We start from the raw sequence: 17,015 nt of genomic DNA on the forward strand, positions 1-17,015 counted from the left end.
TTTTTCCCCCTAAATAATATTCCTTATTTCGTCTATTGATTTAAAATTATTTTGTTTTAAATATTTTCCCATACCATTTGCTATTTCAACCATAACATTTGGATTAACAAAATTTGCCGTACCAACTTGAACCAACTGACAACCTACCATAATAAATTCTAATGCGTCTTTGTAATTCTGAATTCCACCCATACCACAAACAGGAATTTTAACATTTTTGCACACATCTCTACACATTCTTAAAGCTATCGGTTTTATACAAGGTCCTGAAAGACCAGCAGTTATATTGTCAAATACTGGTTTTCTCTTATTAATATCTATCGCTAACGCATTAAAAGTATTAACAAGACTAATCGCATCTGCTCCTGAATCTTCACACGTTTTAGCCATTTCAACTATATCATTAGCGTTTGGAGATAATTTTACCATTAAAATTTTATCGGTATGCTTTCTTACTTCCGATACAACTTTTTCTGCTATATCGCATTTTATTCCAAAAGCCATTCCCCCCTCTTTAACGTTGGGGCATGAAATATTTAACTCAATTATTTTTATGTCAGTGCTTGATATAAGTTCAACTGCTTCAATATAACTTTTTATATCGGAACCACCAATATTTGCAATAGTAACAGTATCCAAAGATAACATATAGTCCAGATCCCTATTAATGAACTCTTGAACAGATGGATTTTGTAACCCTATACTATTCATAATTCCAGAAGGTGTTTCATATATTCTCAAACCAGTATTTCCATTTTTAGGTTGAATAGTTAATCCTTTTGTAGAAATACCTCCTAACTTATTTAGATCTGTAAAATTTTCATATTCCCTTCCAAATCCAAAGGTGCCAGAAGCTCCGATAACAGGATTTTTGAATTCTACGCCGCAAAAATTTGTTTTAAGCATCAAATATCACCTCATTTTTTTCAAAAATAGGACCATCTTTGCAAACTCTTTTAAGTCCATTAGTTGTATGAACAGTACATCCTAAACACGCTCCTATTCCACAGGCCATGTGAGCTTCTAGTGAATAAAATTCTGTCGCATCCAGGTTTCTTTTCTTTAAGGAATTCATCATTGGATTTGGACCACAAGCATAAATATAGTCATAATCGTCTTTTACGTATTCCGTTATATATCCTTTAAATCCAATTGATCCATCTTCGGTAGAAATGATTGTTTTGTTTTTGTTTAAAATCTCATCTTCCATATATGTTGTGTTTCTGTATCCAACATACAAATCCACGTTTTTTAATTTTCTGGACAAATATTTCATTGGAGCAATCCCAATACCACCAGCAACTATAGCACATTTAGCTTCTGGATGTAATTCGAATCCGTTTCCTAAAGGCCCAAGAATTTTTATACTTTCTCCCACTCTCATCGACGAGATTATAGATGTTCCTTTGCCTACGACAGCATATAAAAATGTTATACTTTCCTCATCTAAATCACAAATACTTAGAGGCCTAGGAAGAAGTGGTGATTCATCCCAAGCTCTCAACATATAAAATTGTCCAGGATCACCTTGGAATTTTCCTTTTAAAACCAATTTAAAAATTCCATCACTAATTTCTTCATTAAGTATTATTTCAGAATCGATATATTTATTCACCGTAAATATCCTTTCTCATATCTTCTACAGCTTTTCTAGCATATTTACCGATATTTTCTTCTCCATCATCAAAATTTCTGTAATTTAATATTATGCCTCTTGATGAATTCACAATTCCTTTTTTAAAATTATCAAGGTAAACTCTGATATCTTCAGGTTTAGCTCCTTGTGCACCGTAACCTGGAATTAAAAACATTATATTTGGATATCTCTCTCTGATCTTGTTTGCATTTTCACTTTGAGTTCCACCTACTACAAATCCTAAAGAACTTAAAGTGCATTCTCCGAGATAATCCTTTGCGATGTTATTCAAATTATCACCTATTTCGTAATATAGTGGTTGACCTTTATAATCCTTATATTGGATATCTTTTGAACCTGGATTTGATGTTCTCATTAATACAAATATTCCTTTTTCTTCGGATTCAAGGTAAGGTAAGTAATGTTCTAAAGTATCATATCCCATAAATGGATTTACGGTTATAAAGTCAGCTTCAAAATCACCTTCAAAATGTGCTTTTGCATATTCTTTTGCTGTATTTGCGATGTCTCCTCTTTTTACATCGGCAATTGATATTAAATTATTATCTTTAAGATATTTGAGAGTGTTTTTGTAAGCTATTAATCCTTCTATACCATGTGCTTCGTAGTATGCAATTTGCACCTTAAAACATGCTACTAAATCTTTTGTATTATCTATGATTTCCTTATTAAAATCAAATAAATATTCGCTAACTTTCTTTCCTTTTTTCATATTTTCTGGTACATAATTTGTACTAGTATCTAGTCCTACACATACTATAGATCTTTCGTTTATTCTTTCAGAAAGCTTATCTATTATCATTTTTAGCCCCTTTCTCAAATTTAACTTTTCCATTTACGATTGTCATTTCAATACTACCCCTGAACTTTTCGCCAATAAACGGAGAATTATTTGATTTTGAATTAAATTTTTCTACTTTGATTTCTTTATCAATATCAATTATAACTAAATCAGCATCGTATGTTGGATTTATAACACCTTTGTTTTCTCCTAATATCTTAGCTGGATTGTAACTCATTAATTCAGATATTTTGTTTAATGATATATCATTTTCTTCATGCAACACTTTATATGCAATATTAAAGGCTGTCTCTAATCCAATCATTCCACATGCACCTTTATCTTTATCATCTTTAGTATGAGGTGCATGATCTGTTGCAATAGCATCTACTGTATTATTTTTTATCATTTTTATTATGCAATCTATATCGTTTTGAGTTCTTATTGAAGGATTTACTCTAAAATCACTATCTTTCATATATATGTGATGAGGAGTAACTTCGCAAGTAATTGGTGCGTTTTTTTCTTTGTAGAATTTTATCGCTTCCAATGAGTCGATAGTGCTAACGTGACAAAAATGAACTCTACATCCTGTTTTTAAGCTTAGGTAACAATCTCTAATTGTTTCTAAATCCTCTGCGTACCTTGTAGAAATCTTTGTTAGATTATGGTCTTCTGCATGTACCATAATACCCTTATCTATTTTTTCTATTTCTGTAAAGATATTAAAAGCTAGTAAAGAATCTGTTATACCTTTCCCGTCTTCACTAAAGAATTTGATATTATTATCTGCTTTTTCAAAATTAATCATTTCTATAGATTTTAAATCTTTTGTTGTGGCCATACATTGATATATATTTATTAGATCAATTTCTTTTGATTTGTCTATAATTTGATTGTAGATTTCATTATTATCCACAACTGGTTTAGTGTTTCCCATCAAATTACAACTTGTGTAGCCTCCAGCAAGAGCTGAAAGGCTACCAGTATATAAATCCTCTTTATTTTCTTGACCGGGATATCTGAAATGAGTGTGCAAATCTATGAATCCTGGCATTACAATTTTATTGTTTATATCAATGATTTCATCACATTTTTCTAATATTTCTCCTATTGCTTTTATTTTACCATTTTTTATTAAAATATCAGCAAATATATCTTTATCTCTATCTATGATATGACAATTTTTAAGCAGCAGTTTCATTATTCCTCCACGTTATATAAATGATCACAATAATCACATTTATAAGTTCTAGTATCCTTATCAACTAAACTAAATTTTTGTACAATACTTCGTTCAGACTGAGTAATACATCTAGGATTTTTGCATTTAATAAAGCCTTCGAAATGTTCTGGCAAATTCAAACTAATTTTTTCTTTTATTTTTTCATTTTCAATTATATTAACGGTCATATTATCATCGAATACTCCAAGTATATCAAAATCTATATCAATAACATTTTCGATTTTAATCATATCTTTTCTTCCCAATTTACCTGATTGTGCATTCATAATCAATGCAACTGTATAGTCAGCCTTGTCTAACTTTAAAAGTTGGAATATTTTATAACCCATTCCACATTTAATATGATCGATTACAATACCTTTTTCAATACTATTAATGTTTAACATTATCTCACCCCTAATAATTTCAATATTAACGCCATTCTAACAATTACACCGTATCTAACTTGCTTAAAATAAACTGCTCTTGGATCGCTATCAACTTCTGTAGCTATTTCATTTACTCTTGGCAATGGATGAAGTACAGCTAAATCATCTGAAGCTAATTTCATCTTATCATTATCTAATATATACGAATCTTTCAATCTAACATAATCTGCTTCATTGAAGAATCTTTCACGTTGGACTCTAGTCATGTATAAAATATCAAGTTCACCAATTACATCTTCCATTTTTTCAACTTCTTTAAATTCTATATTTTTTGATTTTAAAAATATCTTAATATAATCAGGTACTTGAAGTTCTTCTGGAGATATTAAGACGAATTTGTTGTTTTCATATCTTGACATTGCTTTTATCAAAGAATGTACTGTTCTACCAAATTTTAAATCCCCACACAATCCTATTGTCATGTTGTTTAATCTTTTTTTAGTCATCCAAATTGTCAACAAGTCTGTCAAGGTTTGAGTTGGGTGTTGATGACCCCCATCACCTGCATTTATCAATGGAACTTCTGCATAAGAACTAGCTAAAACCGCTGAACCTTCTTTAGGGTTTCTCATTGCAATTATATCTGTATAATTCGATACTGTTCTTATTGTATCAGCTAAAGATTCACCTTTTGATGTTGATGAGCTTGCACTTTCTGAAAAACCGATGCAATCTCCACCTAATCTATGTATCGCTGATTCAAAACTTAATCTTGTTCTTGTTGAAGGCTCAAAAAAAAGAGTCCCTAAGATTTTTCCATTACACAAATTAGAAAAATCAGAAGGACTCTTTATAATTTCTTCTGCTAAATTTAATATTTCATTTATCTCTTCTACATTAAAATCATCTGCGTTAATTAAACTTCTATTTTTTAACATAACTATCTCCTTTGATTTATTTTCATTATAATAACATCAAAAAAGATATCTGTCAATAGTTTTTTTAATTAAGAATTGTAAAATTTACATCTGTCGTTCAATATACATTCTTCACATTTTGGATTTCTAGCCTTACATAAATTTCTTCCGTGCCAAATAAATAAGTGATGACTTTTTGACCATCTATCTTTTGGTATTACTTTCATCAAAGCTATCTCAGTACTTAATACATCTTTTTCATTTACAATTCCAATTCTGTTAGTTACTCTAAAAACATGAGTATCCACAGCTATAGCTGGTGTACCAAATGCATTGCTCACAACTACATTTGCAGTTTTTCTTCCAACTCCTGGTAATTTCATTAATTCCTCTATAGTATCAGGAACTTTTGAATCATAATCATGATATAAAACATTACATGTATTAATAATATTTTTTGATTTTGTTTTGTACAATCCACAACTTTTGATGTATTTTGTTAATCCATCTACACCTAAGCCTAATATAGCTTTAGGGGTATTGTGTTCTTTAAATAAAACAGCTGTAACTTTATTAACTCTAACATCTGTACATTGTGCCGATAAGATAGTGGCAATTAATAATTCGAATGGAGTAGTAAAATCCAAACCAGCTTTTGCATTAGGATATAAGCTATCTAAATCATCCAAAATTTTATTAATTTTCTCGTAACTCATAAAACTTTCTCCTTATTTTTTCAATTTCAATTTTATATCCATCTAAGTTGTTAGGCGTTTCCAGTATTATTGGTCTGCCTTCTAACCTTTCATTAAAGATTACATTAAAAAGGTCTGATTCTCCAATCAATCCCTTACCAAACTTTTCATGTCTATCTTTATTTGCTCCAAATGGCATCATAGAATCATTGCAATGAATTACTTTTATTTTCTCAATACCAATTAACTTGTCAAATTCATCAAGATAATCATCAAAATTAACCAGTTTAATTCCTGAGCTAAACAAATGACAAGTATCGATACAAACATACAATGGAATACTAGCATTACTAATAATATAAGCAATTTGATTTAAATCAAATCCAACTTCACTACCTTTTCCGCTCATAGTTTCAATACATATCTTCTGACCATTTGAAACATCTATTTGATTCAAGCCTTCTACAATTAAATCAAGTCCTTTCTCAATGCCTTGATTTTTATGACTTCCTGGATGAAGAACGTATTTATCAATTTTCAGATTTTGAATTTTTTTCATATCTTCATTAATAAGCTGAATTGCCAATTCTCTTAAATCTTCTCTATCACTACATAAATTCATGGTATATGCTCCATGACATACTATTTCGTTTATATCATGAGTATCTCTAAGCTTCAAAAATTTTTCTATTTCTCTATCAGGAATTAATCTAGACTTAGATCCTCTTGGATTTCGTGGAAAGAATTGAAAAGTGTCAGCATTTATTTCTAAGCATTGTTCTATAGTTTTGTGAAGTCCTTTTGATGTAGATAAATGACATCCTATTCTGTTCATAAAACCTCCTAATCACCTCTAAATCATTATTATATCACACCTTAATATTTTAATATGTTATAATACTAGTTGAGGAAGTGAGACATGTTTAATATTAGCAAAAAAAATATATCAAAAATAGATAAAACTCTAATTATAAGCGTTTTAATACTTGTTATTTACGGTCTTGTAGTATTATATAGTGCTGGATCAAGTCTTTCAAACCATTATTTCAGAAAACAATTAATAGCTACAATTATAGGAATAATTGTTGTTTTTTTTATAATTTCACTAGACAACCACATAATAAAAAAACTTAACATTCCAATGTACATAATTTGCAATGTTTTACTGGTTCTAGTTTTATTTTTTGGTGTTGGTGATGAATGGGGTGCAAGAAGTTGGTTTAAGTTTGGACCAATTAATTTTCAACCTTCTGAAATAATGAAGATAGTTCTTATTATTTCGCTAGCAAATATTATAGAATCTAACAAGAACAGCCTTAATAATCCTAAAATTTTAATAAAAATACTAATTTTTGCCTTCATTCCTGTCGCTCTAATTTTAAAACAACCAGACGCAGGAACAGCTATGGTGTATACATTCATAATAATAGTAATGTTGTTTACAGCTGGAATTGATTGGAAATATTTAATAGGAGCAACTATTTTAGGTATAATCAGTTTACCTTTTCTATACTTGAGGCTTGATCAATTTCAAAGAGATAGAATATTAAATTTTGTTCATCCTGAAAGAGATTTATCGAATACTGGATGGCAAGCTCTCCAAGGTAAAATAGCAATAGGATCAGGAAAATTAACTGGTGAAGGTTTCTTAAACGGAGTTCAAAGTCAATATAATTTTATTCCTGAAAAACAAACAGATTTTATTTTTGCAGTATTAGTTGAAGAATTTGGATTTATAGGTGGATTTATATTGATTTTATTATATGCCCTTATGCTTTATAGATGTGTGGTTATTGCTCAAAACTCAGATAATTTATACTCAAAATTATTGACTATTGGATTTGCAGCAATGTTTTTATTCCACATATTCGAAAATATTGGAATGACTATTGGGGTAATGCCAATAACTGGTATCCCTTTACCATTTTTTAGTTATGGTGGAACATTTCAAATTATCAACTTAATTTCAATTGGATTGATAATATCTTCATCAATTCAAAAAGACCCATTGAACTTTATTTAGGAGGAAATATGAATAAAATAGAAAGTTTTAAAATTAATCACTTAAAATTATTACCAGGAATTTATGTATCAAGAAAAGATTACTTAAATAATGAAGTATTAACTACTTTTGATTTAAGAATAACTGCGCCTAACAGAGAACCTGTTATGAACACAGCAGAAGTTCACGCAATAGAACATTTAGCCGCTACATTTTTAAGAAATAAACTTGAAAATGAAGTTATTTATTTTGGTCCTATGGGTTGTAGAACAGGATTTTATCTAATCTTGGTCGGAGATAAAAAATCTGAAGATATCGTAGATTTAGTTAAAGAACTCTTTGAATTCATATCTAATTACGAAGGCGATATACCTGGTCAATCAGCAAAGGACTGTGGCAACTATTCAGATATGAATTTAAATATGGCAAAATTCTATTCTGATAAGTACTTGAAGGTTTTAAATTCTATTAAAACAGAAAATTTAATCTACCCAGAATAGAAAAAACACAATTTAGTTATACTAAATTGTGTTTTTATTTTTTTAATCTTTATCTAAATATGTTGTTTGTAGTTCTGTTAGCTTCTTTTCATTCATTTTTTCAATATAGTGTTTTCTACATAATGGCATATATGCCTCACTAGCACCCAACTGTATTCTGTTTTTATCGTCTGATATACGATAACTTACCCATGCATCATTTCCACACACAGCACACACAGCGTGGTGTTTTTCGACGTAATCACATATAGGCAATAATTCCTTAACAAGTTGAAATGGCTTGGCTTTATAGTCCATGTCAAGTCCAGCAGCAATAATTGTGAATCCTTTTTCCAAAAGATAGTTAATTTGTTTTACAAAATGATCTGCTTTTGAATTAATAAATTGTACTTCATCTATAGCAATGACATTTACATCATGAGTTTTTGTATATTCAACTATATCGTCAATATTATCGACATTTATTGCTTCAATTTCGTTTTTATCATGTGTTACTACTTTTTCCTTAGAATATCTAGAATCCATCTTCGGCTTAAACACAACTACATTATATTTAGCTATTTTAAACCTATTCACTTCTTTCCATAAACTAGATGTTTTTCCAGAAAACATAGATCCAGTATGCACTATTAATTTGCCTCTATATTGATGCATATTAATTCCTTGAAATCTCTATTGATTGAATAATAATATCATCCAACGGTTTATCTGAAAAGTCAGTATTTGCGTTAGCAATTTTGTCTACAATATCCATTCCACTATAAACTTGACCAAATACAGAATGTTTTCCATCTAACCAAAAACATCCCCCATTATTTTTATAGTATTCTTTTTGTTCTTCATCCAAATCACATTCGTCAAGATATTTAATATAATCTTTTCTAATTGAAGTATTTTGAACTATAAAAAATTGAGATCCATTAGTGTTCGGTCCAGAATTAGCCATTGATAAAGCTCCTCTTATATTTTTCAAATTATCAGAAAATTCATCTTCAAAAGGCTTTTCCCAAATACTTTCACCACCATAGCCTGTGCCTTGTGGATCTCCTCCTTGAATCATAAAATCTTTAATAACTCTATGAAAAATAGTTCCATCATAATATCCTTCTTTTGCATGAGTTACAAAATTTTCTACACAATTTGGAGCATCATTTTCAAACAAACAAATTTTTATTTCTCCCATGTTTGTAATTATATTTGCAATTAATTGATCTTTTTTAGGTATATCAGTTTGATACATATTCCCTCCATAAATAATTAAACTGCTTTTTAAAAAGCAGTTTAAACTTTTGTATTTGATGAGAAGTAATATCCTTCTCCCCATTTTGTTCTAATTATTAATGATTCGTTATCTTTGATTTTTTCTCTCAATCTTTTAATGTGAACATCAACAGTCCTGATATGAGACTGTGCATCTTCCCATAATTTCGCAGCCAATTCCTTCCTTGAAAGAACCTTATCTTTATTAGAAACAAGTGCATATAGCAATTCAAATTCTCTTCCTGTTAATTCTATATATTGACCATATCTTTTTACAGTTCTTGATATTAAATTAAATTCAAATTCACCGATTTGTATTATGCTTGTTTTATTATTGTCATTTACTAAATCTGATTTCGTTCTTCTAAGAACTGCTCTAATTCTTGCTTTTAACTCAAGCATATTAAATGGATAAACTACATAATCATCTGCGCCATATTCTAACGCTAGGATTTTTTTCATATCATCTGATTCGTCACTAACAAAAATTGTCGGAATGGAATATAATTTGCTAATTTCTTTTTTGAAGTCTAAGCCTGTACCATCCGAAAAATTCATATCACTAAGCAAAAAATCATAGTAACCTTTTTTTAGTTTTTCAAGTGCATCTTCAATTGTAGAACATTCTGAAACTTCATAATTTTCATCATTAGAGAAATTCAAAATGATCTCATCTTTATACACATTAGATGGAAAAACTAACAGAATTCTAAGTTTCATAAGTTTAATTAGATTACTTCAATAAAGTGATCTGTTTTTTCCTTTACTCTTCCTATTATACTTCCAACTTGGCCTGATTCATGTAATTTTTCTACAAGTTTATCAGCATCTTCCTTAGATAATGCAATTAATAATCCGCCTGATGTTTGGGGATCAAAGACCAAATCATCTACAAAGCTACTAACATTTTTGCTGATTTTTACATCATTTCTGATAAAGTTTCTGTTGTCATAAGCTCCTTTTGGAACTAATCCTAAGTTAACAAACTCTTCTACTCCTTCAAAAATAGGTAAGTTTTGTGAGTCAATTTCTATTGTTAAATCAGATCCCTTAGCCATTTCAAGTGCATGGCCGCACAAACCAAATCCTGTTACATCAGTAGCAGCATGAACTTCTAGTCCATCGCAGGCTTCCTTAGCGTATTTATTCAAAGTAGACATAGATTTGATAACTTCATCAAATAATTTTTGATTATCCATTCCACCTTTTATAGCAGTATTTACAATTCCTACACCTAATTTTTTAGTTAATACAACCACGTCTCCAACTTTAGCTGTAGAGTTGGCCCAAACTTTATCAGGATGGTTTATCCCTGTCACAGACAATCCATATTTAGGTTCATCATCTTGAATTGTGTGACCACCAACTAACAGACATCCCGCTTCTTTAGCCTTATCAGCACCGCCTTTTAAGATTTCAACCAAAATATCTTGATTCATGCAATCTGAAAAACAAACAATATTTAAAGCTAACAATGGATCTGAACCCATAGCATATAAATCACTTAAAGAGTTTGCCGCAGCTACTTGACCAAATGTATATGGGTCATTAACAACCGGCGTAAAGAAGTCTAGAGATTGAATTAAACATAAATCATCTCTTACTTTGTATACAGCACAATCATCGCTTGTATCTAATCCTACTACTAAATTATCGTCATTTACTTTTTCAAGATGACTTAATACCTCAGCTAATTTACCAGGTCCTATCTTTGCTGCACATCCAGCTGTTTGAGTAAACTCAGTTAATTTGACATCTTCTGGTTTAATTGTTTTGTACTTTTTGTCTAACATTTTTATCTCCTTTAATCTATAGTTATTAAACTTTTCAATGATTCAAAAGTTTTATCGCCTATTCCATCTACATTTTTTATTTCTTCAATTTTTTTAAATTGATTTTTCTCTCTAAATTCTATTATTTTTTTAGCTTTGGAAGGTCCAATACCTGGTAATGTTTGCAATTTATTACTATCAGCGGTGTTAATATTTACAAGATTACTTGAGTTATTATCTCTTATTGTAACTAAATCAGAGCTTTGTGTATCATTGTTTTGTTCTTTTGAAGTTTCTGATTTAGAAGGAATATAGATCTTCATTTCATCTTTTAGCTTCATCGCCAAATTTACACTTTTCGTATCAGCATCTTGTTTAAATCCACCTGCTAGTTCAACGATATCTTTAATTCTATCATCTTTTTTAAAATGATAGACACCAGGTTTGTTTACACAACCATCTATTTGACACATCTTAGTAGAATTATCTTCGCTGTTATGTGCACTATTTTCAGACTGCTTATTTACACTTTCTGTTGATTTTGTATCAACTAAAGCTTGAATTTGATTGTGATTCAAATTATCTGAATTAGATTTATAGTAACCAAAACCAGCTAAAACAATTATTGCTATACCAATTAAAATTTTATCTTTAGAAAAATTGAAATTCATAGTGCGCCTCTTATATCTATATACTCTATAATATCATATGCTCAAGCAATTCGTCCAATAAAAAAAGCTACTAGCATTAAATGCCAATAGCTTATGATTTTAGTTTAAGATTCTTCTTGCTGTTACAAATGTATTTGAGTAATAGTTTGAGTCAATGTCTGAAATAATTACACCAGTTGAAGGTGTTGATGCATGAATCATTTTTCCATTACCAACATAAATCCCTACGTGAGAAATACTACCTGATCCATTTGTACTAAAGAATAACAAATCTCCTTGTTTTAAATTGCTTTTACTTACAGGATATCCATTATTTGATTGTGCAGCTGAATTTCTATAAAGAGAAATACCGCAAACTTTATTATATAAATAACTAGTTAATCCAGAGCAATCAAATCCTACTCCTGGTTGTGCAGAACCCCAAACATATCTTTCTCCCAAATAATTATAAGCTGCTTGAGCTACAGCACTGCCAGAACCACCTTCATTAGATCTTACAATCTTAGAATTAGAATCTTTTTTGTAAGAATCTTTAACTTCTGTGTTTTTTGTTTGGTTTGATTCAACTTTATTGTCTTGAATATAATTTACAGAAATATATTTTCCTTCAGAAAGTTTTAACCAATATTTTCCTTTGATACCACTAACTTTAGTACCTTTTTCTAATACAGAAACTACGTTAGAATCCATGCTGTCTTTATCTCTAACATTTACAGCTTCCTTTACATATCCAGTATAGTTAGCTCCTTCAAATTTTGTAGAATTTGATTTCTTTACTTGTTCTTTGTTTTTAACTTCTGAAACTTGAAGTTCATCATTTTTCTTTTCTTCAATTTTAGTGTTTTGCAAGTATTTTATACTAATAAAACCATTATTTCCATTTACAGAAGTTTTGAACCATCCATCTTCAACTACACCTTGTACTTTAGTGTTTTTCTCTAATACACCTAGTTTATTAGAGCTGATTGATTTTTCACTTCTTAGATAAACTGGAGATTTTACCCACATATCTACTGACTTTTCAGTAGATTTAGATTTTACTTCAGATTTTACTTTCTTAACTTCAGGATTATTTTTTGAAACTTGTTTTTTAGCTTCAGAAACTACTTTTTTATTTGATTTTTCATTGGTCAAGAAGTCTTTACTTACGTATGCTTCTTTGTTTTTATAGCTTATTTTTGCCCATGATTTATTGCCATCATCTTTAACAACAACTTTTGTATCTTTTGGTAAAACACCTATTGCTTCAGATTCTTTATCCGCCTTTTCTCTTACAAATAAATCACCTGTCGTAGATTTTGTTATATTTGAATAAATCTTTTCTTCTTCATTTTCAGAATTTCTTGAAAGAGTTAATGAAGCAACTTCAGATTTTTCTTTCTTTAGGCTTGATTTTGAATTCTCATTACCTTCTGAAATTTTCCCAACATTTGCAGTAGATAATTTCACTTTTTTAGATTCATCTTTTTTTGTATCTACTTTTTCACTATTTTTTTTGTATGTAGAAACGTTATTGTCGGCAGAAGTCTTTAATTCTTGTTTATTATTTCTAACTTGTTTTACATCCGAATTAATTTCTTCTTTAACTTTCTCAGCTTGTTTATTAGATATAGTTTTTGTGGAATCATTTAATACGTTTCTTACTTGTGAATTTCTTATTTCTTTAAGAGCTTTCTCTTTTTCTTCTTTTTCAGCATTTGGAGTCAATACATCATTGCTTTTTATTGCAACTGAATATTTAGAATCATTTAATTTATTAGATTCAACATTATTGTCTCCTATTAAAGTTGTGGAACTTAAATAAGGCGATACAAAAGTTCCTACAGCTATGACTGAAGCTAATCCGATAGATAAGCCAAGTCCTTTTTTGTTCATATTAACTTCCTCCTAATACATCCTAAGATAATATTAAAAGAATTAAAAAAATATGTCAAGTAAATTCAACAAAAAAGTTACAAATAAGTTTCAAAAAAGTAATAATTGTAACATTTTTGTCATAATTACTGATTTCTCCACTTTTATATAAGTTAATTCAGGATAAAGATTTAATTAAATAAAAAATCTATTCATAACATGATGAATAGATTTTTTATTTAATATTAACTTTTTAGATTTCCATTAGTTCAGTTTCTTTATCAGAAACAATATTGTCAATTTCTTTTGTTAACTTATCTGTTAATGATTGAATATCATCTAATAATACGTGTAATTCATCTTCAGATATTTCAGCATTTTTTTCCATTTTTTTTGCATCGTCTACAAAATCTCTTCTTATAGATCTTATAGTTACTTTAGATTTTTCGCCGTATTCTTTAACGACTTTTGTCAATTCTTTTCTTCTGTCTTCAGTTAATTGTGGAAATGGTAATCTTATAATACTTCCATCATTTGAAGGAGTGATTCCCAAATTAGATGCTTGAATTTGCTTTTCAATTTCTTTCATTATTGATTTATCCCATGGCTGAATTGTAAGTAATCTAGCTTCTGGAGCAGAAATCGTAGCAACTTGTTTTAAAGGTGTTGATGTCCCATAATAATCTACCATAATATTATCTAATACGCTAGGATTCGCACGACCAGCTCTTACTGTTTTTAGTTCTTCCCTTAAAGCATGCAATGTTTTCTCAGCTTTTGTTTCCATATCTTTTAAAATTTGTTTACTCATTTTTATCCCCCTCAACAATTGTTCCAATATTTTCTCCATGAGAAACTCTAATTATATTTTTAGGATCATCTATACCAAAAACTACTAATCCCATATTATTTTCCATGCAAAGTGATGTAGCTGTTGCATCCATTATTCCTAAGCCTTTGTTTAAAATATCAATATAAGTAAGTTTATCGTATTTGATTGCATTTTTATTTTTATTAGGATCAGAATCGTATATACCATCTGTTCCTCTTTTACCTGCTAAAATAACATCAGCGTTAATTTCTACTGCTCTTAACGCAGCTGTTGTATCAGTAGAAAAATATGGTAATCCTGTTCCTGCAGCAAAAATTACAATTCTACCCTTTTCAATATGTCTTATCGCTCTCCTTCTAATATAAGGTTCTGCAACTTGTTTCATATCTATTGCTGTTTGTACTCTTGTTTGAATACCTTTTGCTTCCAAAGATGCTTGCAATCTCAAAGCATTTATTGTTGTTCCTAACATTCCCATTGAGTCCGATGTAGCTCTGTCAATTTTAGATGATCTTCCTCTCCAGAAATTTCCACCACCAACAACAATAGCAATTTCTAATCCTTCTTCGTGGACAGCTTTTATAGAATCGCAAATATTTTCTATAATATCATCATCTAATCCGTGTCCTTGGTCTCCACTTAAAGCTTCACCGCTTAATTTTAGTAGAACTCTTTTATATTTTAAACTCAAAATTTCCTCCTAATTAATAATAAGGTTTTCTTTAATTAATCATACCAAATTAACATTTTAAAATCAATATGATACTATGTAAAATAAAAAAAGCTGCAATATAGAAATTGCAGCAATAATTTTTATTGACCCATTTGTTTTTTTACTTCTTCAGCAAAATCTTCGTTTTTCTTTTCTAAACCTTCGCCAACTTCAAATCTAGCAAATCTACGAATTTTAATGTTTTCACCTATTTTTGCAATTAAATCTGTTAATAATTCTTCTACAGATTTATTAGGATCTTTAATGAATGGTTGTTCTAATAGACAAATTTGTGAGTAGAATTTGTTTATTCTTCCTTCAACTTTCTTTTCAGCAATCATTTTTGCTTTATCTTCAGGAATATTTTTTCCGTCGTTTTCGTTCATAGCTTGATGAACTAATACTTCTTTTTCTTTTTCTACTTCTTCAGATGGTACTTCATCACGACTTACGTATTTTGGATTTGATGCTACAACTTGCATTGCTATATCTTTTGCGAAATCCTTAAATTCTTCATTTTTTGCAACGAAATCAGTTTCGCTATTGATTTCAACAATAGCAGCAATTTTTCCACCGTGAATATAAGTTTCAACAATACCTTCAGATGCTAATCTTCCAGCTTTTTTTTCTGCTCCAGCAAGTCCTTTTTCTCTCAAAAGGTCAATTGCTTTTTCAATATTTCCATCTGCTTCAGTTAGGACTTTCTTACAGTCCATCATTCCTGCGCCAGTTTTTTCTCTTAATTCTTTTACCATACTAGCAGTAATTTGTGCCATTTTATTACCTCCAATTGAATTAAAAAGCGACTGTCAAACAATTATTTAATTTTAAGTTTAACCGTCGCTTATTTTTTATTATTCTTCGTCTGATTGTTCTTCAGAATTTTCAACAAATTCTTTTAAATCTTCTTCTGATACTGATTCTTCGTTTTCAGATTCTTCTGTATCATTTTCAGTTTCAGAATAAACTTCTTCTGAATCTTCACGACCTTGATTTGCTTCAATAACAGCATCAGCAATTGTAGAAGTTAAAAGCTTAACCGCTCTAATTGCATCATCGTTACCAGGAATAGCAATATCCAATTCGTCTGGATCACAGTTAGTATCTACGATACCTACAACTGGTATTCCTAATATTTTTGCTTCGTGAACAGCAATGTATTCTTTTTTAGGATCAACTACAAAAAGTACACTTGGCATTTTTGTCATTTTTCTAATACCACCAAGGTTTTTTTCTAGTTTTTCTCTTTCTCTTTCTAATTGGCTAACTTCTTTTTTAGGTAAAAGATCGAAAGTTCCATCTTCTTCCATTTCATATAATTGGTGAAGTCTATTAATTCTTGTTTTGATAGTTTTGTAGTTTGTTAACATACCACCTAACCATCTTTGGCTTACATAATGTTGTCCACATCTTTTAGCTTCTGTTTCGATTGCTTCTTGAGCTTGTTTTTTTGTTCCTACGAAAAGAACTTCTCCACCATCTGCGACGATGTCTCTTACATAATTGTAAGCATCATCAATTTGTTTTACAGTTTTTTGAAGATCTATAATATAGATTCCATTTCTTTCTGTAAATATAAATTTTGACATTTTTGGGTTCCATCTTCTTGTTTGATGTCCAAAGTGAACCCCAGCTTCTAACAATGATTTCATTGATACTACTGACATTTTTTCTACCTCCGTTTTTTTCCTCCAGACGACTCATCTACAAATGCGACAATTAAGCAACTGCATCAGTATCATCGGCTG

The 17,015-nt window shown here is 29.8% G+C and carries 20 protein-coding genes; 2 read left to right on the forward strand and 18 right to left on the reverse strand.

Annotated elements, in window-relative coordinates; genetic code table 11:
- Positions 1–9 precede the first annotated feature (9 nt).
- From GKG01_RS01140 to GKG01_RS01175, 8 genes are all read right to left on the reverse strand, one after another.
- Complete coding sequence (locus tag GKG01_RS01140; protein ID WP_094207106.1) at positions 10–906, reverse strand: dihydroorotate dehydrogenase; 897 nt, start codon at positions 904–906, stop codon at positions 10–12.
- Positions 899–1,615 (reverse strand): dihydroorotate dehydrogenase electron transfer subunit, encoded by a 717-nt coding sequence (locus tag GKG01_RS01145; protein ID WP_094207105.1) that lies wholly within the window; start codon positions 1,613–1,615, stop codon positions 899–901. The genes GKG01_RS01140 and GKG01_RS01145 overlap by 8 nt, the downstream gene beginning before the upstream one ends.
- Positions 1,608–2,459 (reverse strand): orotidine-5'-phosphate decarboxylase, encoded by an 852-nt coding sequence (gene pyrF, locus GKG01_RS01150; RefSeq protein WP_094207104.1) that lies wholly within the window; start codon positions 2,457–2,459, stop codon positions 1,608–1,610. The genes GKG01_RS01145 and pyrF overlap by 8 nt, the downstream gene beginning before the upstream one ends.
- Positions 2,446–3,642, reverse strand: coding sequence for a dihydroorotase (locus tag GKG01_RS01155; protein WP_094207103.1), 1,197 nt, complete (start codon positions 3,640–3,642; stop codon positions 2,446–2,448). Before GKG01_RS01155 ends, pyrF begins: the two co-directional genes overlap by 14 nt.
- Positions 3,642–4,070 carry an aspartate carbamoyltransferase regulatory subunit gene (locus GKG01_RS01160; protein WP_002836363.1) on the reverse strand — a complete coding sequence of 143 codons (429 nt, stop codon included), beginning with the start codon at positions 4,068–4,070 and terminating at the stop codon, positions 3,642–3,644. Before GKG01_RS01160 ends, GKG01_RS01155 begins: the two co-directional genes overlap by 1 nt.
- Positions 4,070–4,990 carry an aspartate carbamoyltransferase gene (pyrB, locus tag GKG01_RS01165; protein WP_154271132.1) on the reverse strand — a complete coding sequence of 307 codons (921 nt, stop codon included), beginning with the start codon at positions 4,988–4,990 and terminating at the stop codon, positions 4,070–4,072. Before pyrB ends, GKG01_RS01160 begins: the two co-directional genes overlap by 1 nt.
- Positions 4,991–5,058: 68 nt before the next feature.
- The gene (nth, locus tag GKG01_RS01170; protein WP_094205639.1) at positions 5,059–5,685 is read right to left on the reverse strand and encodes an endonuclease III; all 627 of its coding nucleotides are present in this window, start codon (positions 5,683–5,685) and stop codon (positions 5,059–5,061) included.
- Positions 5,666–6,499, reverse strand: a complete 834-nt coding sequence (locus tag GKG01_RS01175; RefSeq protein WP_094207102.1) for a deoxyribonuclease IV — start codon at positions 6,497–6,499, stop codon at positions 5,666–5,668. The genes nth and GKG01_RS01175 overlap by 20 nt, the downstream gene beginning before the upstream one ends.
- A gap of 84 nt (positions 6,500–6,583) precedes the next feature.
- Here GKG01_RS01175 and rodA point away from each other — a divergent pair, with 84 nt between their 5' ends.
- Positions 6,584–7,687: a rod shape-determining protein RodA gene (gene rodA, locus GKG01_RS01180; protein ID WP_094207101.1), complete on the forward strand. Its 1,104-nt coding sequence runs from the start codon at positions 6,584–6,586 to the stop codon at positions 7,685–7,687.
- Between the two features lie 8 nt (positions 7,688–7,695).
- A complete protein-coding gene (locus tag GKG01_RS01185; protein ID WP_094207100.1) occupies positions 7,696–8,166 on the forward strand; it encodes an S-ribosylhomocysteine lyase in 471 nt (156 codons plus the stop codon).
- A gap of 42 nt (positions 8,167–8,208) precedes the next feature.
- Here GKG01_RS01185 and GKG01_RS01190 read toward each other — a convergent pair whose 3' ends face one another.
- From GKG01_RS01190 to rpsB, 10 genes are all read right to left on the reverse strand, one after another.
- Complete coding sequence (locus GKG01_RS01190; RefSeq protein ID WP_094207099.1) at positions 8,209–8,820, reverse strand: thymidine kinase; 612 nt, start codon at positions 8,818–8,820, stop codon at positions 8,209–8,211.
- A gap of 1 nt (position 8,821) precedes the next feature.
- Positions 8,822–9,406 (reverse strand): peptidylprolyl isomerase, encoded by a 585-nt coding sequence (locus tag GKG01_RS01195; RefSeq protein ID WP_094207098.1) that lies wholly within the window; start codon positions 9,404–9,406, stop codon positions 8,822–8,824.
- Between the two features lie 41 nt (positions 9,407–9,447).
- Positions 9,448–10,089, reverse strand: a complete 642-nt coding sequence (locus GKG01_RS01200) for a response regulator transcription factor (RefSeq protein ID WP_241684764.1) — start codon at positions 10,087–10,089, stop codon at positions 9,448–9,450.
- Positions 10,090–10,154: 65 nt separating this feature from the next.
- The gene (gene selD / locus GKG01_RS01205) at positions 10,155–11,219 is read right to left on the reverse strand and encodes a selenide, water dikinase SelD (protein ID WP_094207097.1); all 1,065 of its coding nucleotides are present in this window, start codon (positions 11,217–11,219) and stop codon (positions 10,155–10,157) included.
- 11 nt (positions 11,220–11,230) lie between these two features.
- Positions 11,231–11,869, reverse strand: coding sequence for a helix-hairpin-helix domain-containing protein (locus tag GKG01_RS01210; RefSeq protein ID WP_154254160.1), 639 nt, complete (start codon positions 11,867–11,869; stop codon positions 11,231–11,233).
- Positions 11,870–11,968: 99 nt separating this feature from the next.
- Positions 11,969–13,744, reverse strand: a complete 1,776-nt coding sequence (locus GKG01_RS01215) for a C40 family peptidase (RefSeq protein ID WP_154271133.1) — start codon at positions 13,742–13,744, stop codon at positions 11,969–11,971.
- Positions 13,745–13,976: 232 nt separating this feature from the next.
- Positions 13,977–14,534, reverse strand: coding sequence for a ribosome recycling factor (frr, locus tag GKG01_RS01220; RefSeq protein ID WP_094207095.1), 558 nt, complete (start codon positions 14,532–14,534; stop codon positions 13,977–13,979).
- Positions 14,527–15,246 (reverse strand): UMP kinase, encoded by a 720-nt coding sequence (gene pyrH, locus GKG01_RS01225; RefSeq protein WP_094205628.1) that lies wholly within the window; start codon positions 15,244–15,246, stop codon positions 14,527–14,529. Before pyrH ends, frr begins: the two co-directional genes overlap by 8 nt.
- Positions 15,247–15,368: 122 nt before the next feature.
- Positions 15,369–16,043 (reverse strand): translation elongation factor Ts, encoded by a 675-nt coding sequence (gene tsf, locus GKG01_RS01230; RefSeq protein ID WP_094207094.1) that lies wholly within the window; start codon positions 16,041–16,043, stop codon positions 15,369–15,371.
- Between the two features lie 78 nt (positions 16,044–16,121).
- Positions 16,122–16,934, reverse strand: a complete 813-nt coding sequence (gene rpsB / locus GKG01_RS01235) for a 30S ribosomal protein S2 (RefSeq protein WP_094203599.1) — start codon at positions 16,932–16,934, stop codon at positions 16,122–16,124.
- Between the last annotated feature and the right edge of the window lie 81 nt (positions 16,935–17,015).

It is taken from the genome of Finegoldia sp. BIOML-A4, assembly GCF_009679635.1.
GTDB lineage: Bacteria > Bacillota > Clostridia > Tissierellales > Peptoniphilaceae > Finegoldia > Finegoldia magna.